Origin of the sequence: Pseudomonas sp. 10S5, assembly GCF_035019745.1 — a bacterium.
Classification (GTDB): Bacteria; Pseudomonadota; Gammaproteobacteria; order Pseudomonadales; family Pseudomonadaceae; genus Aquipseudomonas.
Window position 1 is genome coordinate 31,655 of record NZ_JASJVL010000012.1, and the last position, 21,596, is coordinate 53,250.

The window sequence follows — 21,596 nt, forward strand, 5'->3', positions numbered from 1 at the left end:
GAACCCTAAAGCGTCAACGCCAACCGCCGCTCATATCCAATCCTGCCTCGATACGCTTCGCCGGTATCCACCCAGCCGTGACTCAAATACAAACCTAACGCCGTCGTATTATCTTCATCCACCGACAACATCAGTTGCTTGATATCAGGCCAAACTCGCCGCGTCGTGTTCGGGAGGGCCTGTAGACAAGCCTTGCCCAATCCTTGGCCCTGCTTGCGCCGATCAATCTGTAACGCATGCAACGTTGCCGCATCAGCATCCGCCCACGCCGGTAGATAAATGCCGCGCTTGAGCAGCAAAAAACCCACCGGCACCGCGTTTGTCAGCAACGCAAACCCGCGGATGTCCGACGTGGCGTTGACTAACAGTGAGTTCAATGCCCCGTGGATGTCACCGGAAAACGACCGCTGGGCGTCCATCACCTTAACGTTCGTTAACTGCTGTCGCTGAATGTCTGACAGGTCTTGATAGCAGACCAGTTCAATGTGCATCGATGAAATCCTTCAAAAGCGCGTTACGTTTGCTCAGGACGGGGAGTTTACCGGGATTTTTCGGCAGCTGGTCTACATGCAGGGTGTCTTGGCTCAACCCTTGTCGTACAAGTGCCTGAGCTCCCTCGTATTTTTAATCGCAAGCAACGGTTGTAAGTTACCGCCAGACCGGTACAATGGCGCCGTTCACCGTCAGGTGAGCGTCGTTATGGTGACCCTATCGGTCCCCCCGCAACGATTACCCGTGAACCTGGTCAGATCCGGAAGGAAGCAGCCACAGCGGGAACATTGTGTGCCGGGGTGTGGCTGGTGGGGTTGCCTCCAATCTCCAAGTCCTTGATTCTGCAAGGATTTTTCAGTCAAAAATCTCGAATTGTGACAGCGTCTTGGTACACCTAAGTGGTGCACTTTACTGTGCATTCTAGTCGGCCGATATTTGATCGCCAAGTCTATTCCTTAGAGCCTCGCTTCAATTGCTTGATGCCGTAGCACTGATCTCCTTGGGCTATGGGTCGTATTTGCATGATTAGGGGGCCAACAGGCCCGCTCATGGCGCGTCTTGTCGTCCTTTTCGGTGGGTGTGTAGCTCGTCTCGGACTGTTGAACTGGTCTATAGGAGGGCCAGGTTATTTAATGGTTTCGCTTGGACTTTTCCTAATGACCCCGGTAGTCGTTTACTGAGCATGCAGTCGGTTTCAAGTATATTTCCCAGGCCGGCCCAATCATTATTTTCGGCAAGATTCGCTTGATCGCTCCAAGAGTTGCACTGCGTTTTAGGTGGCGGGGGCGCCCTGGCTAGACGGGTGTGAAGTCGTAATGCCATTATGGTCGAATCCCAACTTGTCCTAGGGTGGGGGGCGCGATTTAATGCCGAAAGGAGATTTTTATGCAGTGGATTTGCGACACGTGTGGTACGCCAATCAGCGAAGTCAAAGATGGTTGGGTTGAATGGCAGACGCGCAACGATGACGGTGTTTGGATCAAGCATTCGCCAAGAATAGTGCATCACCGTCCCGCGTCACCAAGGGCTCATGGCTGTCAGTATGATCAAGATGATATCTATGCGAGCGGCGGGAATATTGTCGGTGATTTGCCGTTAGATCTCCTAGTTGGTGCTGATGGTCTGATCACTCTTTTGAGTTTCGTATCCGATGGCTATTTCGGATTAGAGCCTAGCCTCGACCTTATCCAGAGGTTGCAGGTGCCAGATTACGACTTGGTACGCCGCCACTTCGATGAGGCGATTGGGGAGGGTGTTTTCGAGCCCAACAGTAAACCTGGCTACTATGATGTCCATCAAATTGAAGCGGTAAAGGATTGGCTGAAAACTAGAGGCTGATTCGATTGCTAGCTGATCTAGTGACGTAATTGGTGAGCCACTTAGCTCAATCAGACTTGGTGGTTCGTCGTCAGCTCTTACCGTACAGAGCAGAGTAGAGGCGTTGCATGGCTACTAATCAAGAGCGGGCGGATGAAGTAAAGAAAGAGCATAGGAGAGGGCATCTTGTGTGACTATCACATCAAGCTTGGCATCAATGCAGAGGCCCGCCATGTGTGACTCAGGCGGGGCAACGATTGGACAGTGGATGGAGGTTGAAACGCTTGCGGAGCATCTGACGCCGCTGCTTGCGCTTTATGACGTCAAATGGCGTGGGCATGGGGTCATCTATGTCGACCATGAGCAATACAACATCATCACCGCCCACAGGATCCTTGCGGATTTAAGTGTCAGTCTCGGTGTGCCCATTCAACTGGTCCGCTCCAGGTTGGTCGATTTAGGTTGGTTCAACGATGTCCGCAGTACCTTGCCGGTCCGTGATGGCATCGCGCGCATCATTGATAAACTGCCGTCATGGGAGGCGGATGAACCAGAGGAAGATGACTCTGAAAGGGATGAAGAGTATGACCAGGATTAATCTTTTGATGTGCCTGTTTTGGCTATGAGGTTGCATGCTCCCGGAACATTTTGACTTATCCAGCCCTGTTTTCTTGCCCATTACAGATGAAACCTGTGCGGGCTTGCTGCTTGCCGATGGCGCAAAAGCGCTTAGCGTCCTCACGGATCCAGAGCTGGCAGCAGTGTTGGTCATTCAGAATCTGGCTCAAGCGGCAGAAAAAGATCTTAATGCTGGTGCGGCAGAGAAGGTTCTGTCCAAGCTCATTGCGTGGGCCGTCGATTCCCGACAGTCAGCTGCCGTAGGGTTGTTGTCAGAGGCGCAGCGGCTGTTCGATCCCCGGAAGTTGTACTTCGGTCTAAACGTCATCAAAAATTTGAACCTTCGTTTTCTTCTAGCCGAAGAAGTTTCGGCGCAGGATTACCTGTTACCCGATGGGAAATGGGATGTCGGGTACAGGGTTCGCCACCATTTGGGTAACAACCCATTCAGTCAGCAGATGGTGACGCTCAAGCACCGTGAGCATTGGTTGACCACTGCACAAGACAAGCTGGTCAGAACCTTCCGGGCCAATTTGGACGAAGATCTGCATGTTCAAGGTTACGCGGGGATAGGCAAGAGTCACTTGATAGGTGCCTTGATGGAGTGTCTGCGACCCGGAGGGACGTTGGTGCTGGCATACACGTCTGAAAAGCTGGCGACTCTTCAAAAGCGCATCGGGGTTGCGAGCGACAGGAACACGGGTACGACCTTCGAGGCCTTTGCGAAGGCCCTATTGCACGGTCCTAGGCCTCAACTCGCGACTAAGCTGGTCAGGGTACCGAGCAAGCAGGCACTGTCGCAGGAGCTGAATATTCTCGGTTTTCGTGGCCACGATGCGCAGACGACACTTGAAGCCTGTCTTGGGGTGCTCAAGCGCTATTGCCATTCCAGGGATCACAGCATATCTGCCAAGCATCTACCTCATTTCAAGCAAGCCTTGTCCAGCCTGGATGCCAGGGTGATTCTTGAGTATTCGAGTCGATTGTGGTCTTACCTTGAGGTAAACCCTGCATGGGGTAGTCGGACTGGGTTCGAAGAGTTATTGATGATAAAGCGGGCATGTCTGGCGGGTTGCGTCGTGCCTGCTCGTTATACGCACGTTCTCATTGACGAAAGCCAGGATGTTTCCCCATCGCTGCTACAGATCATCGAGAGGGGCCGCCAGGTGTTGATTACCCTGGGAGATGAGTATCAGCAGGCTAGTGGCGAGATTGTCAAAAGAAAGCGAGAGGTACGGCAAAGCGATGTTAGTTACTCCGTTCGTTCAGGCCGCAATATTGAGCGTCTGGTCAACCCGCTGATCTGCCTGCACTCGGAGAAGAGCAAAGTCCCGTTCGAAGGTGCTCGTGATGCCGACGTCGGTATCGAGCACTATCCGGAGGGCTTCGTTCCGCCCGAGGGCTGCGTGGTGCTGACTGCGTCCCGCTGGGACACGATGAAGTGGATGATCGAGCTGCAAGATGCCCGCTGTCCGTTCAGTTTCTCGGACAAAAAAGCGGAGTCGGATCTCAAGCGCTTCATGACCACTGCCATCGCGCTGTTCAAACCAGAATACTATGATGCCGAGAACAGCACTGATGGGCTTCATCCGTATTTTTGCGAGATGACCGACTGGCAACAGGTGCGTGATGCCAATCAATTCGATGAGTCATTTCTCTGGGTCGAGTCCGAGTTTGAAAAAGGCTTCAAGATCGCCGATGTGACTCGATTGAACAGGATGATTGGTAGCCTCGGCAAGAGCTGCATGCTTATGATGGCAGAAGATGCGGGGGGGATGGAGTTCGACCGCGTGCTGCTGACGCCCGAGCTGCTCACAAATGTGAAGTTCAAAGACGCCTATGAGTTCGATCAGCGGATCTGTGTCGTGTACATCGCTATCTCCCGTGCCAGGCAACAGCTTTACCTTCCTTACGATGTGATCGAATGGGTCGAGTACCATAACTACCAAAAATACCGCGAGTCGCACGGCTACTGATTAATCTCGCCCTGATGGAATCAACATACAATTGTTCTGCGACTACAATCCCATCCTGATTCAGCGCAATGACTTGTGACGAGTCCGTGGATGGAGGGGTTATCTCCTGTCTCTAAGTTGTTGATTTAAAGGTAATTTATTAGCGAAAAACTCTAAGTGTGACGGCGTTTACGTACACATAAGTGGTGCACTGTAGCGATATTTAGCTCGTAAGCTCGTTCCGATTCTGCCTCTATTTTCAATTTCTGAACCTTGCTTCCGTTAATGGCATTTCGGTATCACGATTACGCTGATAGTCTCTTACGAGGCGGGTGCGTGCAGTGCTTAGGCCGCACCTTTTTGTATGGCATAGACGCTACGGCGCGTGGGCAGAGGCATCTGAATGGAATCGGTGGCTTACATACTGGACAGCTCCAGCTGCACAGTTATTCTTTACCAACAAGACCCTGACAAGTATCGGGGAAACATTGCCTGCTCCTGCAAAGAAAAAGCATGGTTCGTGAAGGGTTTCTCTACCGAAAAATTCAACCGTGCACCTTGTTTCGCTGCTCATCACACAGATAATTGCGATTTTAAAATCGAATTGATTCCCGACGAAAGTGGTGAGGTTGCCGTCGCTGATCATACAGCTATCCATATTGATTTGGATAAGCAGCGAAAACAGTCAATTGAAGTGTTAGTACCAGAACAAAACCCAGCGAAGGTCTCGCAATGGGGTACTACCCGAAGACATTCAAGTATCGGTGACTATCCAGAGAATAAATCACTGCGGCAAATTCTAACCAGCCTCTCGCGCAATCCAAATTATCCGCAAGATGAGGCGGCTGTGAAAATGGTAGCTGATGGAGGGCGGATTGTACTTCAAGGCGAGTTGGCCGACCTTCTTATACCCCAGAAAGATATAATGGCAGCCCCGCTTGGTGAGGCGAAAATATTCTGGGGGCGAATTAATAATGTGAATAAAAGCCAAGGAGTGCTATGGCTTAATTGTGGAAATTATAATAGTGAGCCCAGCATCCTGATTGATGATGATGACTTGGAAGCTGATTTGCTGCTGGACTTCAAGTTGAAAGATACAGATGATCTTCAGGGGGCAGATTTTATTGTTGTTGGTGTGCCTTTTAGAGCGAAAAATGGGAAGCCTTATTTGAAGTTTGGATTCACCAAATACATTGCATTTCGTAAATATAAGCTTCAGGATGGTGTAGCGGAATAGCTTGAGTAGTGTTGTATCAGTGCGTATCTTTCAAATAATCTGTTGGTAAGTGCGGCATGTCAGACTTATCTTGTAAGAGCTTCGTTATGATACATGCCTGTTGGCCATTAGCGTGCGGCTAGTTGGTAGGCAGCTTTATCTTGGCAGGCAAGGCATCGTTTCTGAACGACACATGGGGCGCAATTATGGAAGCACGGGCGCTGAAACCCGCACTGGTGTCATTACCAGCGGCTGCCGTCTGACACCTCTAAAACTCCAAGGTTAAACGTATGCAATCCATGAACTCCACATACCGCAAGAGTGCCGGTTCGTTTACCTTGGAACTGCTCACCGGAAATGACACGGTAAACCGTTACCCCATCCTGAAATAGGTATCAGCCGAAGACTGCGATCACTCAGAAGGACCTCCGCCAACACCTTGGCTCCCACGGATAGCCGCGCCCTTATTGATAATCCCCCTGACTCTTCCAATGCGTCGAATCCGAAGGACCACTGGCGTCCAGCTCAGCAAGGCCACGGGCGCCGGCTTGTATTTGCTCGCGGCGGGATTTGGCACTTAAGTTGCCGAAGGTCTGAAGTGCTGCATTGAGCAAGGTTTCGTGTGCTTCGCCGCGTAACAGGTGCGCGGCGACATACCAATGCTGATACAGCTGCTCTTCCAGCGACAGCGGCCCAAGTTCGCTGGCATTCATCACGGCCCAAAACGCCAGCGATTCGCTGTCTTTGGTGTCCAGTTCGAACATCGCTTCCAAGTCCATCCCTGCCTGTTTAAACAGGTTGTGTGCCTTGTGCGTCATCCGGTGAAACTCCGGGGGCGCGAGGCCATTGTCATGTTCAGGCGAGGCGTTGTGCAGAATCGTCGCTGCTGCCCCCACCAGCGTATGGATCGCCACTGGGTCGGCGCTGGCGAATAATAAGCGAATGGCAAGGTTGAGTTGCCGATGGGCGGCGTCGAGTCTGGATACGCGGAAGGAGGCGGTCATGGCGGCAGCGACTACTCGTGGTAAGTGGGGCGTGTGTCGGCGTTTGGTCAGTTTAGGCCAGGCGCCGAAGATGAGAGGATGCTACCGGAATAACTCATCTGACATCCGGCAGGCTGTTGATATGGTGTTTGTCGATTTGTTCGACGTCGATCTGCAGGCATAAAAAGCTGAGCAAGTCGCTGTCCGCATAATCCGGGTTCGCGTCACACATGACAAGACCGCTCTAAGTGGTTACTTATTGCGGTTAAAAAACTTGCGAACGACCCCCACTGCAACCATCAGCCCGACCACCAAGAACTTCTTCGCCGCTAGCAAAAGCACTCCAATTTTGGCGAACAGCCCAGCCTTGGCGGCTAGCCCACCGGCAACCAGGGCCGCCAAGCCATATTTGGCCAGTTTGTCGGTGCCTGGTTCGTAGTCGGCATAGCGATTGCCGTCGGTGAAGTTGGTGAACGCCAGGACGTGAGGCATTTCCCGCTGAATGGTTGCAAGATCGCTCATTGAGGCGACGGCATTCAGCTCTAGCACGCCTTGGCGACCGAGCACGCGGATGCTGTAGTTGAGAGTGTTTTCGTCGGTGTTGTCAGCTTTCAGTTCGCGCGCCCAATACATCTTATGGCTCTGATCGTCATAGTGCGGCGGTTCGGCCCAGCCCAATAGTTGCAGGCCGGCGTAGCCTTGTTTGCGCCGCTCGTTGTTGTTCTCTACATCGTCTTCCTGCATTTGCTTAAGCATTTCGGTGTAGTCGATCTTGGCGGCGTCCTCATCGGATACGTGCCCATCGTCTTTGTAACTGACCAGTACGCCCCAGCCACCGCGGGACATCGGACTGGTGGCTTGCGGTACGATCATGCCCAACGTTGTATGGCCCGGTGGATTGCCCCAGCCTTCAACGAGCAAACGCTCAGTGTCTTGCGGGGTGAGGTAATAGAAATCGTCGTTCAGGCTGAGTGTGGCGACGCCGCCTGGCAGATCAACAGTGCCGTGCTGCGGTTTCAGCGTTGCCATGAACTGGGCGGCGGTTTGCCGAGGTTTGGCAGACTCGCCAGAGGTGGGAGTTGCAGCGTCTGCGCGTGTGGTTAAGGCACACAACACGACAGCCGCCATCAGCAAGCGCACGCAATTCATCGTAGTCCTTTACATTCAGTAATGAGTTTGGCGGCAGCTTAACGAAGCGGGGGGCAAGGCACCATAAAAAAACCGCCATGGGCATGGCGGTTTTTGGGTATTGCCATCAATCAGCCAAAAAATTGCAGCGCGTTGGTCAGGTCGCCCATGGGCTCTTGGCCTCGGGTTGCCATCGCTTCGTCTCGCATCTTTAGCCCGTCCAGCTTTTCAAGACCATGCACCCGGGTAATCAAGCGCAAAATCGAAGCGGTGTCATACGTGGTGTGGTCCACCGTGCCCCGTCGGGCAAATGGCGAGACCACCAGCGCCGGAACCCGAGTGCCAGGGCCCCAGCGATCACCTTTGGGTGGAGCAACGTGGTCCCACCAGCCACCGTTTTCGTCAACGGTGATGACAATCACCATGTTTTCCCACTGCGGACTGTTACGCAGCACTTTAATGACGCGGGTGATGTGGCGATCACCCGCCGCTACGTCGGTGTAACCGGCATGCATGTTCAGGTTGCCCTGAGGTTTATAAAACGTGACGGCGGGCAGCTTGCCGGCCTGGGCATCCGCGAGGAATTTATTGGTGCTGGATTCATCGCCTAAGCCTGCGTCACGCAGGCGCTTGCTGCGTTCACCCGGGTTTTCCGGTCCTTGTTTCTTGAAGTAATTAAACGGCTGATGGTGGTACTGGAAACTCGGGATTTTCGGAATGCCCGCCGAATCTTTGAACTGGTCGATGGTGGCCTGCCACGCGCCGGCATACCAGGCCCAATCGACGTTTTTCTTCGACAGCTTGTCGCCGATGTGGTCGTGGTTTTGCGCCACCAGCACATTAGCCACGTCCGCTTTCGCATATTGCGGGCGGTCGGGGTCACGAATCCAGGTCGGCCAATACGGCGGGGCCATGGTGTTGACGGCATAGCCATCCGGCGTCAGCAAGCTGGGACCAAATTGGGGCGGCCCGGTCATGGCGCTGGCGGGAGATTTCTCTAACGGCTTGAGTCGAGTGTCACGGGGGTTGTCAGTTTGTAACGTGGCAATCTGCTGTTTAGCCGGGGAGTTGGCTACGTCCGGGTAGAACGGTACGGCAGCGGAGATCAGGTATTGATGGTTAAGGAACGAGCCGCCGAAAGCACCTTGGAAAAAGTTGTCACACAAGACGAACTCAGACGCCACGTCCCACAGACGTAAGGAGTATTCGGTCTGCCCGTAGTGGCCCATGGTCAAGCCACCGGAATCCGCCCACGCGACGAAGCTGTCATTTTTGCCGTCGTTAATCTGCATTTGGTTTTGGTAAAACACATGCCACAAGTCGCGGGTCACCAGGCTCAGTGGCAGGTCTTCGCCGTCGGGGCCTTGGAGCGCATAGGGTTGGTTGAGCAGGTGTTCCTGGAATTGAGTGCCGGCGGGGTAGGTCACGCCGTCGACGGTCTGCGGTCCGATTTGCAATACACCGCCCCATACTGGGGGCAGGCCTTCCAGCACCTTGCCGTCGCGGTCACGTTGTTGGTACTCGACAGGATCAAGGTCTGCCATCGGCTTTTCAACGCCGGGAAAGTTGCCGAACAAGTTATTGAAGCTGCGATTTTCGGCGTAGATCACGACGACCGTTTTCACGTTGTCACGCAACGCCTGGTCTAGAGCTGCGCCGGTTAATGGCGGGGCATCCAGCGCAATGGGTTGCTCTTCAGCGCGGACATAAGCGCTGAGGGTTGCACCTGCGCCAAGCGCTGCGACGCCGCCGAGAAAACGCCGTCTGCTGACGTCAGGAGGATTGTCGCCAGCAAGTGGTTGCGAGGTTTCTTCTTCTTTTTTGTCGCTCATGACAGGTTACCTGCGTACTTGACTGAGATCGTAAATGCTGATTTCGAAGGAGCGTAGCGAGGCAATGTGACGGTGATGCTACAGCGCAGAGTGAGGATGTATAAACGCTAAAACACGGCATTCAGCGAGATTGCGACTCAGACACGGGTCTAACGGCCAACGGCGCTGGAGCGCCATAACGTTCTAGAATCTGATCTATCTCGCCGGACATTTTCATTCGCAGCAAGGTTCTCAGAATTCGCTGTACTGGGACACTGGGGTCGTTGCGAAGGACGCAGCCTACCGGTTGTTCCTGAATGATGGCAACCTCGCGTAGCTGTTTGTCAGGTGCAAGGCTGCGGTTGAACCAACGCATCGACCATTGATTGGCCACCGCATAGCGGTAGCGCCCGGCGATAAGTTTTTGCAACACCAGGTCTTGGCTGCGAGCATCTTCGCGCACCAATTGGTGGCTATTAAACAGCGTCTGCAGGGTAGGGTAGACGTAGCCCAGCACGGTGCCGACGCTTTCTTTCGCGAGTTGTTTGGGGTCGACTGGCGTTGGGTTGTCTGCGGTGCTGATCAATAAATCGCGCTGAGTTATCAGCGGCAAGCTCCAGATGTAGTCGCCGGACATGTTCGGCACCCAGGACTGCGCCGCGTAGCAACGAATATCGACCTCGCCATTCTCCAAAGCGCTTTGCACGCGTAGACGCGCCAGAACGTGATATTCGGTGGGCAAGCCCATGTGGCGGCCTAGGCTTTCCATGATGTCGAACAAAAAGCCGCCGCGGGGTTTGTCGCCGTCAATAAGCACAATGGGCATAGACCAGCTGTCGGCAATCGAGAAGCGCAACGGAGCATCCGCCGCGAAACTTGAGCAGGACGCTAGCAACAAGACACTCAATAGCAGCCGCATTCGGTTTATCGGCGTGAGCATTACGATGCTATTCAAGTCAGACCCAACTCCTGGACGCATTCAATTGATGAGCGTAGCTATATTAGCGCCGGACACCGGATGCAATTTTGCCCCTGCTCCGCTAGCATTAGCGGTCTTCCGCTTTCAGTCGCGATGGTTATCGATGAGTTATCAGGTTCTTGCACGCAAATGGCGTCCGCGCTCATTCCGCGAAATGGTCGGCCAGACCCATGTGCTCAAGGCCCTGATCAATGCGCTGGATAGCCAACGGTTGCATCATGCCTATTTATTTACCGGTACGCGCGGTGTGGGTAAAACCACCATCGCTCGCATTATCGCGAAATGCCTGAATTGTGAAACAGGTATTACTTCTACTCCCTGCGGCACCTGTTCAGTGTGTTGTGAAATTGACGAAGGGCGTTTCGTCGATTTGATCGAAATCGATGCGGCAAGCCGGACCAAGGTCGAAGACACCCGTGAACTGTTGGAAAGCGTGCAATACGCGCCGAGCCGCGGACGCTTCAAGGTCTATCTGATCGACGAAGTGCACATGCTTTCTACGAGCTCGTTCAACGCCTTGTTGAAGACCCTGGAAGAGCCACCGCCCTACGTCAAATTTATCCTGGCAACCACCGATCCGCAGAAGCTACCGCCGACCATCCTGTCGCGTTGTTTACAGTTTGCCCTGAAAAACATGACACCGGAGCGTGTGGTCGAACATCTGACCCATGTACTGGGTGTCGAAAATGTGCCGTTTGAAGCCGATGCGCTATGGCTGTTAGGTCGTGCGGCCGATGGCTCGATGCGTGACGCCATGAGCTTGACCGATCAAGCGATTGCGTTCGGTGAAGGCAAGGTCATGGCGGCGGATGTTCGGGCCATGCTCGGCACGCTGGACCACGGGCAAGTCTATGACCTGTTGCAGGCATTGCTCGACGGCGATGCGCGGGCAATGCTCGAAGCCGTGCGCCATTTGTCCGAGCAAGGGCCGGACTGGAATGGCGTGCTGTCGGAGATTCTTAACGTACTGCACCGCGTAGCGATTGCTCAGGCCCTGCCCGAAGCGGTTGATAACGGTCATGGTGACCGTGATCGAGTGTTGGCATTGGCGCAAGCGTTGCCCGCCGAAGACGTACAGTTTTATTACCAAATGGGCCTGATTGGTCGTCGCGACTTGCCCCTGGCGCCCGACCCGCGAGGGGGATTTGAAATGGTCCTGTTGCGAATGCTGGCGTTCCGCCCGGCAGACAGCAGTGATGCACCCAGGCAACCACTAAAGACAGTGGGGATCAACCCGGCCACGGTTGATTCCATACAACCCGTGGTCGGTGCGATGCCCGATGTACCGGTAACTGTTGCCACTCCAGTGGCTGTGCTGGCGCCGGTCGTGGCAATACCTGAACCGGCTATGGTGCCGGTAGCCGTTGAGCCTGTCGCGGTTGCTGCAATTGAAGTTGATCTGCCGTGGATCGAGCGCGCGCCGAGTCCACCCGTGGCGGTCGAGCCAGAACCAGAACCAGAACCGGTTGCCGAGTCGATACCCGAGCCAATGCTCGATACCGTCGCTGAGCAACCCGATCTGACGCCAATGCCTGCTCAGGCACCGGCCAGTCCAGTCCCGGATGCTCCCGATGTGGTTGAACCTGCCGCGCCAGTCGCAGAAGTGACGCCGGCCATGCTTGAACAGATTCCAGATGCATCGTCGTCGGTCTTGGCGCCGATGGAGCGTGACGATGAGCCGCCCGACGACGACAATTTCGATGGTGAGCTTGATATTGATCCGGCGTCCTACAGTTATCTGGATGAGTTGGCCCACGACAGTGTGGCGGACGTCGTCGAACCTGAGCAGTTACCTGCGCTAATGCCCGCGACCGGGCTGGCGCTGGATTGGCTAAACCTGTTTCCGAAGCTGCCCATCTCAGGCATGACCGGCAGTATCGCCGCCAACTGTACGTTGATGGCAGTGGACGGCGATCATTGGTTGATGCACCTGGACCCGGCCCACAGCGCGCTGTTCAACACCACTCAGCAACGTCGGCTCAATGACGCCCTGAATCAATACCATGGGCGCACGCTGACCCTCACTATCGAGCTGATCAAGCCCGAACAGGAAACCCCGGCCCAGGCAGGTTCGCGCCTGCGCGCCAAGCGCCAAAGCGAAGCAGTCACATCGATCCATTGCGATCCGTTCATCCAACAAATGTTGCAACAGTTTGGTGCGGTGATCCGAGAGGATACGATTGAACCTGTAGATACTCCGGTGGCTCAGACCCTTTAACTAATGCGCGTGGTGCCCGCAGGGTGTTGCGCAGACAAACCCCACAACGTTCGAGGTGAATTCTCATGATGAAAGGTGGCATGGCCGGCCTGATGAAGCAGGCACAGCAGATGCAAGAAAAAATGGCCAAGGCGCAGGAAGAGCTCGCCAACGCCGAAGTTACTGGCCAATCAGGCGCTGGTTTGGTCAGTGTAGTCATGACCGGTCGTCATGACGTCAAACGTATCAGTCTCGACGACAGCCTGATGCAAGAAGACAAAGAAGTTCTCGAAGACTTGATTGCCGCAGCGGTTAACGACGCCGTGCGCAAAGTCGAGCAGAACAGCCAGGAAAAGATGTCCGGCATGACCGCTGGCATGCAGTTGCCTCCAGGCATGAAGCTGCCGTTCTAAGTTGCTTTGGTATTTATGAGAAGCCAGGCCCAGTGTCTGGCTTCTTTGATTTTTTGCTAACTCCAACACCTTTAGAGCCAACTTGTTGGCAGAAGGGTCAAGCGTGGCGTGCCCGATATGCCACCCTCGCCAACACGCTGGCGCTACAAAAATCGAACCGAACCCCCAAGCGCCCAAACGGTCTGCTTTCTATGATCCCAACTTATTGCTGAAGGAACCGCTTCGATGCCGCCAGAACTGATCCTCAATCAACGCATTGTTCTCGCCTCGCGCCCCAACGGCGCGCCGACCCCAGAAAATTTCCGCTTGGAGCGAGAAGCGTTGCCTGACCTGGAAGAGGGCCAAGTGCTGCTGCGCACCTTGTATCTGTCTCTGGACCCATATATGCGCGGCCGGATGAACGATACGCCGTCCTATGCCGAGCCGGTTCAGGTCAACAACGTCATGACCGGGGGCGCCGTCAGCTGTGTCGAGCAATCACGCAACGTCCGCTTCAAACAGGGTGATCTGGTTGTGGGTATGACTGGCTGGCAGACCCATAGCATTTGCGATGGCACCCAAGTGCTGCCGTTGCCAAAAGACTTGCCCAGCCCCTCCATGGCGGTGGGCGTGTTGGGCATGCCGGGCATCACGGCCTATATGGGCCTGATGGAAATTGGCAAACCCAAAGCCGGTGAGACATTGGTAGTGGCTGCAGCCTCGGGTGCTGTGGGTTCGGTGGTGGGTCAAGTGGCGAAGCTCAGAGGCCTGCGGGTGGTGGGCATTGCCGGTGGTCCCGATAAATGCCGTTACGTGGTTGACGAGTTAGGTTTTGACGCCTGTATCGATCACAAGAGTGAGCACTTTGCCCAAGAGTTGGCCGATGCCTGTGGCAATGGTATCGACATCTACTTCGAGCTGGTCGGAGGCAAGGTTTTCAGCGCTGTATTGCCGCTGCTCAATGCTCGTGCACGTATTCCGCTGTGTGGGTTGATCGCGCAATACAACGCGCAGGCGTTACCTGAAGGCACCGATTACTTGCCATTGCTGATGCGGACATTGCTGACCAAGCGTGCGCGAATTCAGGGGTTTATCGTCTTCGAAGAATACGGTGATCGTCATGCGGAGTTTCTTGCGGCCATGGTGCCGTTGGTGACAGAGGGCAAAATCAAATTCCGTGAGGACGTGGTGGACGGCCTGGAGCAAGCGCCAGAAGCGTTCATCGGCATGCTGCAAGGCCGTAACTTCGGCAAGCTGGTGGTCCGGGTCGCTGACGCTTGATTGACGCTAACCGGAGGCGCGGGTATAAACCGCGTCTCGTTGTTTTGTCGGACCTTTCTCCATGAGCTTCAGTCCCCTGATTCGCCAATTGATCGATGCCTTGCGCACATTGCCGGGTGTCGGTCAGAAAACCGCCCAGCGCATGGCCCTGCAATTGCTAGAGCGTGACCGCAGTGGCGGCTCGCGTTTGGCATTGGCCTTGAGCCAGGCCATGGAAGGCGTTGGCCATTGCCGACTATGCCGCACGCTTACTGAAGATGACTTGTGTCCACAATGCTCCGATGTACGCCGCGACGACACGATTCTGTGTGTGGTCGAAGGGCCCATGGATGTCTATGCCGTGGAACAAACGGGTTACCGTGGCCGTTACTTCGTGCTCAAAGGTCATTTGTCGCCGCTTGACGGCCTGGGTCCAGAGGCCATTGGGATACCACAGCTGGTTGCGCGCATTGAAGAGCAAGGCTCATTTACCGAAATCATTTTGGCCACCAACCCCACGGTCGAAGGCGAAGCCACGGCGCATTACATTGCTCAGCTGCTGAGTAATAAAGGCTTGATTACCTCGCGAATCGCACACGGCGTTCCGCTGGGCGGAGAATTGGAATTGGTCGACGGCGGCACCTTGGCGCATTCATTCGCGGGACGTAAGCCCATCGCGTTGTAGTTAACGCTAAGCAACAGAGGCGCACCGTTTTCAACGCGGTGCTGCTGCGCATCCAATTCCAATCCAGTTCCCACAGGTTTATTTGTCGCTCAATGCAAAACGGGTCAGGCAAAACGTCGGGATACCCATACCTTCCAGGCGCTGTGAACCGCCCAATTCAGGCAAATCGATAATCGCAGCGGCTTCATAGACGTGCGCACCCATGCGCCGGACCAGATTGGCAGCCGCAATCAGGGTGCCACCTGTGGCAATCAAGTCATCGAACATCAGGATCGAATCGCCTTCGCACAGGCTGTCGGCGTGTACTTCCAAAAAGGCTTCGCCATATTCGGTTTGATAACCTTCGGACAGCACGTCTGCGGGGAGTTTGCCTTGCTTGCGAAACAGGATCAGTGGCTTGTTCAGTTCATAAGCGACAATCGAACCAATTAAAAACCCCCGTGCGTCCATCGCGCCGATATGGCTGAAGTCAGCTTCGATATAGCGTTGGACGAAGCTGTCTATCACCAGCCGCAGTGCTTTTGGCGATTGAAACAGCGGGGTGATGTCGCGAAAAATAATGCCGGGCTTAGGGAAGTCCAACACAGGGCGGATAAGAGATTTAAAGCTGAATTCGTCGAAAATCATCGAGAGGATCCTGGGCAGGGTGGCTGGGCGCTAGTCTAACGCTCAGCCGCCAGGAATCCCACGTTTCAGCCTTCCAGCGAGCCGCCTGCCAGTGCGCAAAGCTGGATCGGGTCGAGAATCTGGATTTCTTTACCTTCGGCGCAAATCAGGTTGCTGCCTTGGAAGCGGGTAAAAACGCGGGACACGGTCTCTACCGCCAACCCGAGAAAGTTACCGATTTCATTGCGCGACATGCTCAATCGAAATTGATTGGCAGAGAAACCGCGCGCATGGAAACGGGCCGAGAGATTGACCAATAACGTGGCAATACGCTCGTCGGCGGTTTTTTTCGACAGCAGCAACATCATTTGCTGATCGTCGCGAATTTCCCGGCTCATGATGCGCATTAATTGTCGACGCAACTGGGGCAGTTGCACAGACAAGTCATCGAGACGCTCGAATGGAATTTCACACACCGAAGTGGTTTCCAGAGCCTGGGCGGAGACCGGATAAGCCTCAGTGTCCATACCGGATAAGCCAACCAGTTCGCTAGGCAAGTGGAAGCCGGTAATTTGCTCTTCGCCGCCGTCGCTCAGGCTGAAAGTTTTTAGTGCGCCAGAGCGTACTGCGTAAACCGAACCGAACGGGTCACCCTGTCGAAACAGAAACTCGCCCTTTCTCAGCGGGCGGCCTCGTTTAACGATTTCATCAAGGGCATTCATGTCTTCCATATTCAAGGAAAGTGGTAGGCACAAAGGGGCGAGGCTGCAGTCCTTGCAGTGGGCCTGACTATGAGCGCGCAGTTTGACTGGCTCTGACATCGCAAAAATCCTTTTGGGAAACACGCATAGGTTGTGAGGGTAACCCAGCGTGAGTAATTCTTGCCAGCGCGGATGTAATCTCTTGCGACAGTTAATGCGATTATTCACTTTACTTTGAATTAAGTTTCTAGAAGTCCCGCCGATATGCCGTTGGCACGTAGTTCGTCAAGAGCGCGGCAGAGCCAAACGCCCCAACGCTCAGTGTCCGCCAGGAGGTGGCGAAGAAGGAGGGTGCTGCCTCGAAATGGGGCGGGGCAGTTATTAGATTATCCGAGAGAACAATTGGCGGTTATGCGGATTCAGGTATGCATCAAAGACCATGCATATCGAACGTACTAACAGGCGTCCTGCGGGTAAAACAGTTATACCCACATGATCAACAGCGATCAGCCCATCACTGGCCATGCCATCGAGTTGTGGCCATACCTCGCTGAAATAGCCTCTGAAATCAATATTGAACGCGTATTCGATGCCTGCGAAGTTTAGACTGAAATGGCAGATCAATTGTTGAATCACCGCCCTGCGCAAGCGATCGTCGGCGTTGCACAACAAACCGCGCTTAGTCGCCAGTTGATCGCTGGCCAACAAGGTTTGATAGTCATTTAAGTCGCTGCTGTTCTGGCAGTATAAATCGCCGATCTGACTGATAGCTGATACGCCCAGCCCCACCAAGTCACAATGACCGTGAGTGGTATAGCCTTGGAAATTGCGTTGCAGCGTTGACTCTTCCTGCGCGATGGCCAATTCATCGTCCGGCAGGGCAAAGTGGTCCATCCCGATGTAGCGATAGCCCGCGCCGGTCAACTGATCGATGGTGCGCTGAAGCATTTCCAGCTTTTGTCCGGAAGAAGGTAGGTCTTCAGCGTTAATCCGTCGCTGTGGCATAAAGCGTTCTGGCAGATGGGCGTAGTTGAATACAGACAGGCGGTCTGGTTGCAGCGCGATAATCTCATCGACGGTGCGGGCGAAAGACTCGGGTGTCTGTTTCGGCAAACCGTAAATGAGATCGATGTTTACCGAGCGAAACTGCAATGTGTGTGCCGCATCGACAATGGCCCGGGTCTCTTCCAGGCTTTGCGGGCGGTTGACCGCACGCTGAACGTCCGGGTCGAGGTCCTGCACGCCGAGGCTGACCCGGTTGAAACCGAGTTCGCGCAGCAGGCCCATGGTTGCCCAGTCGGCCTCGCGCGGGTCTATCTCAATGCCGTAGTCACCGGAATCGTCATCCAGCAAGTTGAAGTGCTTGCGCAGATGCGCCATCAGTTGACGCAGTTCGTCATGGCTGAGGAACGTCGGCGTACCACCGCCTAAATGCAGTTGTTCGACAAGCTGCCGAGGGTCAAGGTGACAAGCGATCATCTCGATCTCCTGCTCCAAGTGCTGCAAATACGGCAATGCGCGACCACGGTCTTTAGTGATGACTTTGTTGCAGCCGCAGTAGTAACAAATGTTGGCGCAGAACGGCACATGCACGTACAGCGACAGAGGGCGCAGGGCTTTTCGGCTGTCGCGAAGGGCGTGCAGCAAATCGAAAGCGCTAACCTTTGTCTGAAATTGCACCGCAGTTGGGTAGGACGTATAGCGTGGCCCCGCCAGATCATAGCGGCGGATCAGATCGGAATCCCAATGGATGGCATCGAGCATGCGGACATTTCCCCGAAAAGGCTGGCAGTGTCCGGAGTCTAGGGAAGAGTGGTTTTATTGATGTTGATATACATCAAACAGGCGTGAAGTCGTGCCAAGGCTAATGGCCCATCAGCCAATGCTGATGGGGTCCGGGCAAGGTCCAGAGGCCAAACAGGATGACCAGCACGCCGCCCGCCATGCGCACGCCACGTTTGCGCAAAATGGCCGTGGTGCGTTCGGCGGCCAGGCCTGTGGCAAGTAATACGGGCCATGTACCGAGGCCAAAGGCGAGCATCAGCAATGCGCTGTCGATGGCATTGCCTTGGCTGGCCGACCACAACAGCGTGCTATAGACCAACCCGCATGGCAGCCAGCCCCAAAGCGCACCCAGCAGCAAAGCCCGAGGCAGGCTTGACACGGGAAGCAATCGGCTGGCAACTGGCTGTATATAGCGCCACAGGCCGCGTCCGAGGCTTTCGATACGGGTCAGACCGCTCCACCAGCCAGCGAGGTACAGACCCATGGCAATCAGCAGTAAGGCAGCGATCACTCGCATGATCATCGCGCCAGGGCTGTTAGCGACGGCCCAGCCTGCCAGCCCGATCAGCAGACCAGCTGTGGCGTAGCTGAGAATTCGTCCCAGGTTGTACGCCAGCAGCAGGCGGAAACGGCGGCTGCGTTGTTCTTTGGGGATCGCCAGGGTCAGCGCGCCCATCAGGCCGCCACACATGCCCAGACAATGACCGCCGCCGAGCAGCCCCAGGATCAGCGCTGACACTAAAAGGGGCGCCAGCTCAAGCATGAGGTGGTTTCTCGCCGTTGTTATTGGCGTTATCGGCGTCAGGTAACGGCTTGTGAGTTTGGGCTTGCTCCATGGCGGCCAGGTGTTGTGGGTCTTGATCGTCGAACAAAACACTGTGGGCCGGGCCGTCAAGGTCGTCGTACTGGCCGCTGTCAACGGCCCAGAAAAAGATGTAAATGGCAACCGCAACAATCAGCAGCGCTGCTGGGATCATCACATAAAGAGCCGGCATGAAGCCTCCGAAGCCGATTGCCGAATCATGTCGGCAGCGGGCGATTATGGAAGTGCGGTGTTTGGTCTGGCAGCGCTTTTACGCGGGTCAGGCGCAACGCATTGAGGACCACGGTCAATGAACTGATGGACATGCCAATCGCCGCCCAGATTGGAGTGATCCAGCCAAGGGCGGCGAATGGCAACATGAGGCCATTGTATAGAGTGGCCCACATCAAGTTCTCAATGATTACCCGACGAGTGCGCCGTGCCAGCGTGAAGGCTTGTACCAATACCTGCAAACGATTGGATAACAGCACCGCGTCGGCGCTGGTTTTGGCCAGGTCGGTGGCCGAACCCATGGCGACACTGATGTCGGCGGCAGCGAGTACCGGCACATCATTTACGCCGTCACCGAGCATCATCACCTTGCGGCCCTGTTGATGCAGTCCTTGCAGAATTTTGAGTTTGTCGTCCGGGCGCAGTCCGCCGTGGGCTTCGTCGATGCCCAGTTCGGCGGCGACGCTGGCAACCATGGGTGAACTGTCGCCGGACAATAATAAAGTCCTCCAGCCGCGTGCCCGGCACGCTTCCAGCAGCGCAGGGGCGTCAGCACGCAAGCGGTCGTCCAGGACGAACCACGCCAGCGCCCCCTGAGTGTCGCCCAGTAGCAGCCATTGGCCCGCATCGTCAGGTAAGGATGGAGCAGCGCAACCGCTGAGTTCACAGACGAATGCCGGTTGACCGATACGCACGCGCTGCTCGCCAACAAGACCTTCCAGACCCAGCCCCGGTGTGCTGTGAACATCTTCTGCCGCGACCGGCGCCCGACCGAAAGCCCGAGCAATCGGATGTTCGGAGCGGTTCTCTAAGGCGGCCGCCAGCCCAAGGCAAAGATCGGCGTCTAACATTCCCAAGGGCAGAATCTTGCGTAAGGCCAATCGACCTTCGGTGAGGGTGCCGGTCTTGTCGAAAATCACTGTATCGATTTGATTGAGACCTTCAAGCACATGGCCGCGGGTCAGCAAAAGCCCGAGCTTGTGTAACGAGCCGGTGGCAGCGGTCAGGGCCGTCGGGGTCGCTAATGACAGCGCGCAGGGACAAGTTGCGACCAGCATGGCCAGCACAATCCAGAACGCCCGCGAAGGGTCGAGCTGCCACCAGACCAGGCCAATGACCGCCGCCGAAACCAATGACAACAACAGGAACCACTGCGCGGCGCGATCAGCGATTTCCGCCAAGCGCGGCTTTTCGGCTTGGGCGCGTTCCAGCAAGCGGACGATGGCCGACAGCCGGGTGTCATGCCCTAACGCCAGCACCTGCACCGTCAGCGCGCCCTCGACGTTGAGCGTGCCGGCAGTGACCGAATCGCCTACGCATCGTGGCTGCGGCAGGTATTCGCCGGTCAGCAGTGACTCATCAATGCTGGAGATACCTTCAAGAATACGGCCATCCGCTGGAAGTACCGCGCCGGGGTGTACCAATACACGGTCATGGAGACGCAGTTCACTGAGCAAAATGCGTTCGCTTTGCCCGTCATTGCTCAGTCTCAGGCAGGAGGCCGGTAACAGGTTCACCAACTGTGCCGTCGCCGCCGCCGTGCGCTCGCGAGCACGCCGTTCCAGGTAGCGTCCGGCCAGCAGGAACAGCGCAAACATGCCGACGGCATCAAAGTACAGCTCCCCAACTCCGGTGATGGCTGTCCAGATACCTGCTATGTAGGCACTGCCGATGGCCAGCGACACCGAGACATCCATGGTCAGGTGCCGGGTACGGAAATCCCGTAGGGCGCCACGAAAAAAGGGGGTGCAACTGTAGAACACAATGGGCGTTGTGAGGAACATCGCGACCCAGCGCAAGATGGTGTGCATCTGCGGGCTGAGGTCCATGTTGAACTCTGGCCAGGTGGCCATGGTTGCCATCATGGCCTGGAACCACAGCAGGCCAGCGACCCCAAGTTGACGCAAGGCGAGGCGGTTTTCACTGGCCAGCTGTTCGGCCGCGCGGTCTGACTGATAAGGGTGCGCGGCGTAACCGATGCTGCGTAATTCGCTGAGCACTTGGCTCAAGGCCAATTCGCTGTGGGTCCATCGCACCTGCAGCCGATGGTTGGATAAATTCAATCGAGCTTCGGTGACCGCAGGCAAACTGCGCAAGTGGCGTTCGATCAACCAGCCGCACGCCGCGCAGCTGATGCCTTCCATGAGCAGGGTAGTTTCGACCTGCTCACCCTCATGGCGCACGAACGGCGCTTGAACGTCTGGGCGATCATACAGTGCAAGTTCGTCGATCAATTGCACGGGTAATTCGGACGGGTTGGCCGACGCCTCGCTGCGATGGCTGTAATAGCTTTCCAGGCCGCCCGCCACGATGGCTTGGGCCACCGCCTGACAACCCGGACAACAGAGCTCGCGGGTTTCTCCGAGCACAACGGCGGTGAAGCGCTTGCCGGTTGGGACCGGCAACGCGCAGTGGTAGCAGGGGATGAGGGTGGACAT

19 protein-coding genes and 1 other RNA gene are annotated in these 21,596 nt (G+C 55.5%); 9 read left to right on the forward strand and 11 right to left on the reverse strand.

Going from position 1 to position 21,596, the window contains the following annotated elements:
* Positions 1–5: 5 nt before the first annotated feature.
* The gene (locus QN378_RS14595; protein ID WP_323547363.1) at positions 6–491 is read right to left on the reverse strand and encodes a GNAT family N-acetyltransferase; all 486 of its coding nucleotides are present in this window, start codon (positions 489–491) and stop codon (positions 6–8) included.
* A gap of 218 nt (positions 492–709) precedes the next feature.
* Between QN378_RS14595 and ffs the strand changes: the two genes are divergently transcribed.
* From ffs to QN378_RS14620, 5 genes are all read left to right on the forward strand, one after another.
* Positions 710–806: signal recognition particle sRNA small type (ffs, locus tag QN378_RS14600), an RNA gene on the forward strand.
* Positions 807–1,377: 571 nt separating this feature from the next.
* The gene (locus tag QN378_RS14605) at positions 1,378–1,830 is read left to right on the forward strand and encodes a hypothetical protein (protein ID WP_323547365.1); all 453 of its coding nucleotides are present in this window, start codon (positions 1,378–1,380) and stop codon (positions 1,828–1,830) included.
* A gap of 247 nt (positions 1,831–2,077) precedes the next feature.
* Positions 2,078–2,407 carry a hypothetical protein gene (locus QN378_RS14610; protein ID WP_323547367.1) on the forward strand — a complete coding sequence of 110 codons (330 nt, stop codon included), beginning with the start codon at positions 2,078–2,080 and terminating at the stop codon, positions 2,405–2,407.
* Positions 2,408–2,441: 34 nt separating this feature from the next.
* Positions 2,442–4,403, forward strand: coding sequence for a hypothetical protein (locus QN378_RS14615; RefSeq protein WP_323547369.1), 1,962 nt, complete (start codon positions 2,442–2,444; stop codon positions 4,401–4,403).
* A gap of 382 nt (positions 4,404–4,785) precedes the next feature.
* The gene (locus QN378_RS14620; protein WP_323547370.1) at positions 4,786–5,619 is read left to right on the forward strand and encodes a hypothetical protein; all 834 of its coding nucleotides are present in this window, start codon (positions 4,786–4,788) and stop codon (positions 5,617–5,619) included.
* 443 nt (positions 5,620–6,062) lie between these two features.
* Here the strand turns inward: QN378_RS14620 and QN378_RS14625 are convergent, their stop codons facing one another.
* The 4 genes from QN378_RS14625 to QN378_RS14640 form a co-directional block, all read right to left on the reverse strand.
* A complete protein-coding gene (locus tag QN378_RS14625) occupies positions 6,063–6,602 on the reverse strand; it encodes a hypothetical protein (RefSeq protein ID WP_323547372.1) in 540 nt (179 codons plus the stop codon).
* A 231-nt stretch (positions 6,603–6,833) separates the two neighbouring features.
* Positions 6,834–7,730, reverse strand: coding sequence for a DUF2167 domain-containing protein (locus QN378_RS14630; protein ID WP_323547374.1), 897 nt, complete (start codon positions 7,728–7,730; stop codon positions 6,834–6,836).
* A gap of 110 nt (positions 7,731–7,840) precedes the next feature.
* Positions 7,841–9,541, reverse strand: a complete 1,701-nt coding sequence (locus tag QN378_RS14635) for an acid phosphatase (protein WP_323547376.1) — start codon at positions 9,539–9,541, stop codon at positions 7,841–7,843.
* 121 nt (positions 9,542–9,662) lie between these two features.
* On the reverse strand, positions 9,663–10,439 hold the full coding sequence (locus tag QN378_RS14640; protein ID WP_322206894.1) for a transporter substrate-binding domain-containing protein: 777 nt from the start codon (positions 10,437–10,439) through the stop codon (positions 9,663–9,665).
* 163 nt (positions 10,440–10,602) lie between these two features.
* Here QN378_RS14640 and dnaX point away from each other — a divergent pair, with 163 nt between their 5' ends.
* The 4 genes from dnaX (at position 10,603) to recR (ending at position 15,033) form a co-directional block, all read left to right on the forward strand.
* A complete protein-coding gene (gene dnaX / locus QN378_RS14645; RefSeq protein WP_322204583.1) occupies positions 10,603–12,717 on the forward strand; it encodes a DNA polymerase III subunit gamma/tau in 2,115 nt (704 codons plus the stop codon).
* Positions 12,718–12,782: 65 nt separating this feature from the next.
* Positions 12,783–13,109 carry a YbaB/EbfC family nucleoid-associated protein gene (locus QN378_RS14650; protein ID WP_299831232.1) on the forward strand — a complete coding sequence of 109 codons (327 nt, stop codon included), beginning with the start codon at positions 12,783–12,785 and terminating at the stop codon, positions 13,107–13,109.
* 225 nt (positions 13,110–13,334) lie between these two features.
* Positions 13,335–14,369, forward strand: a complete 1,035-nt coding sequence (locus tag QN378_RS14655) for an NADP-dependent oxidoreductase (RefSeq protein WP_323547379.1) — start codon at positions 13,335–13,337, stop codon at positions 14,367–14,369.
* Positions 14,370–14,430: 61 nt separating this feature from the next.
* Positions 14,431–15,033: a recombination mediator RecR gene (gene recR, locus QN378_RS14660; protein ID WP_322165081.1), complete on the forward strand. Its 603-nt coding sequence runs from the start codon at positions 14,431–14,433 to the stop codon at positions 15,031–15,033.
* Between the two features lie 78 nt (positions 15,034–15,111).
* Here recR and QN378_RS14665 read toward each other — a convergent pair whose 3' ends face one another.
* The 6 genes from QN378_RS14665 to QN378_RS14690 form a co-directional block, all read right to left on the reverse strand.
* Positions 15,112–15,660: an adenine phosphoribosyltransferase gene (locus QN378_RS14665; protein WP_322204579.1), complete on the reverse strand. Its 549-nt coding sequence runs from the start codon at positions 15,658–15,660 to the stop codon at positions 15,112–15,114.
* A 65-nt stretch (positions 15,661–15,725) separates the two neighbouring features.
* Positions 15,726–16,460, reverse strand: a complete 735-nt coding sequence (gene fnr, locus QN378_RS14670) for a fumarate/nitrate reduction transcriptional regulator Fnr (protein ID WP_322204577.1) — start codon at positions 16,458–16,460, stop codon at positions 15,726–15,728.
* Positions 16,461–16,721: 261 nt separating this feature from the next.
* Positions 16,722–18,104: an oxygen-independent coproporphyrinogen III oxidase gene (gene hemN / locus QN378_RS14675; protein WP_322204575.1), complete on the reverse strand. Its 1,383-nt coding sequence runs from the start codon at positions 18,102–18,104 to the stop codon at positions 16,722–16,724.
* 100 nt (positions 18,105–18,204) lie between these two features.
* A complete protein-coding gene (locus QN378_RS14680) occupies positions 18,205–18,888 on the reverse strand; it encodes a sulfite exporter TauE/SafE family protein (RefSeq protein ID WP_322204573.1) in 684 nt (227 codons plus the stop codon).
* Entirely contained in the window at positions 18,881–19,120 is a 240-nt protein-coding gene (ccoS, locus tag QN378_RS14685; protein ID WP_322204571.1) for a cbb3-type cytochrome oxidase assembly protein CcoS, read from the reverse strand. Before ccoS ends, QN378_RS14680 begins: the two co-directional genes overlap by 8 nt.
* 25 nt (positions 19,121–19,145) lie before the next feature.
* Positions 19,146–21,596 carry a heavy metal translocating P-type ATPase gene (locus QN378_RS14690; protein ID WP_322204569.1) on the reverse strand — a complete coding sequence of 817 codons (2,451 nt, stop codon included), beginning with the start codon at positions 21,594–21,596 and terminating at the stop codon, positions 19,146–19,148.

Excerpts from the sequence above, each read along its gene's own strand:
- QN378_RS14650 (WP_299831232.1), top strand. The coding sequence starts at position 12,783 with ATGATGAAAGGTGGCATGGCCGGCCTGATGAAGCAGGCACAGCAGATG.
- QN378_RS14595 (WP_323547363.1), bottom strand. The coding sequence starts at position 491 with ATGCACATTGAACTGGTCTGCTATCAAGACCTGTCAGACATTCAGCGA.
- QN378_RS14640 (WP_322206894.1), bottom strand. The coding sequence starts at position 10,439 with ATGCGGCTGCTATTGAGTGTCTTGTTGCTAGCGTCCTGCTCAAGTTTC.
- QN378_RS14610 (WP_323547367.1), top strand. The coding sequence starts at position 2,078 with ATGGAGGTTGAAACGCTTGCGGAGCATCTGACGCCGCTGCTTGCGCTT.
- QN378_RS14665 (WP_322204579.1), bottom strand. The coding sequence starts at position 15,660 with ATGATTTTCGACGAATTCAGCTTTAAATCTCTTATCCGCCCTGTGTTG.
- ccoS (WP_322204571.1), bottom strand. The coding sequence starts at position 19,120 with ATGCCGGCTCTTTATGTGATGATCCCAGCAGCGCTGCTGATTGTTGCG.
- QN378_RS14680 (WP_322204573.1), bottom strand. The coding sequence starts at position 18,888 with ATGCTTGAGCTGGCGCCCCTTTTAGTGTCAGCGCTGATCCTGGGGCTG.
- QN378_RS14635 (WP_323547376.1), bottom strand. The coding sequence starts at position 9,541 with ATGAGCGACAAAAAAGAAGAAGAAACCTCGCAACCACTTGCTGGCGAC.
- QN378_RS14615 (WP_323547369.1), top strand. The coding sequence starts at position 2,442 with ATGCTCCCGGAACATTTTGACTTATCCAGCCCTGTTTTCTTGCCCATT.
- QN378_RS14620 (WP_323547370.1), top strand. The coding sequence starts at position 4,786 with ATGGAATCGGTGGCTTACATACTGGACAGCTCCAGCTGCACAGTTATT.
- dnaX (WP_322204583.1), top strand. The coding sequence starts at position 10,603 with ATGAGTTATCAGGTTCTTGCACGCAAATGGCGTCCGCGCTCATTCCGC.
- QN378_RS14630 (WP_323547374.1), bottom strand. The coding sequence starts at position 7,730 with ATGAATTGCGTGCGCTTGCTGATGGCGGCTGTCGTGTTGTGTGCCTTA.
- QN378_RS14655 (WP_323547379.1), top strand. The coding sequence starts at position 13,335 with ATGCCGCCAGAACTGATCCTCAATCAACGCATTGTTCTCGCCTCGCGC.
- QN378_RS14605 (WP_323547365.1), top strand. The coding sequence starts at position 1,378 with ATGCAGTGGATTTGCGACACGTGTGGTACGCCAATCAGCGAAGTCAAA.
- hemN (WP_322204575.1), bottom strand. The coding sequence starts at position 18,104 with ATGCTCGATGCCATCCATTGGGATTCCGATCTGATCCGCCGCTATGAT.
- recR (WP_322165081.1), top strand. The coding sequence starts at position 14,431 with ATGAGCTTCAGTCCCCTGATTCGCCAATTGATCGATGCCTTGCGCACA.
- QN378_RS14690 (WP_322204569.1), bottom strand. The coding sequence starts at position 21,596 with ATGTCCACCCTCATCCCCTGCTACCACTGCGCGTTGCCGGTCCCAACC.
- fnr (WP_322204577.1), bottom strand. The coding sequence starts at position 16,460 with ATGTCAGAGCCAGTCAAACTGCGCGCTCATAGTCAGGCCCACTGCAAG.
- QN378_RS14625 (WP_323547372.1), bottom strand. The coding sequence starts at position 6,602 with ATGACCGCCTCCTTCCGCGTATCCAGACTCGACGCCGCCCATCGGCAA.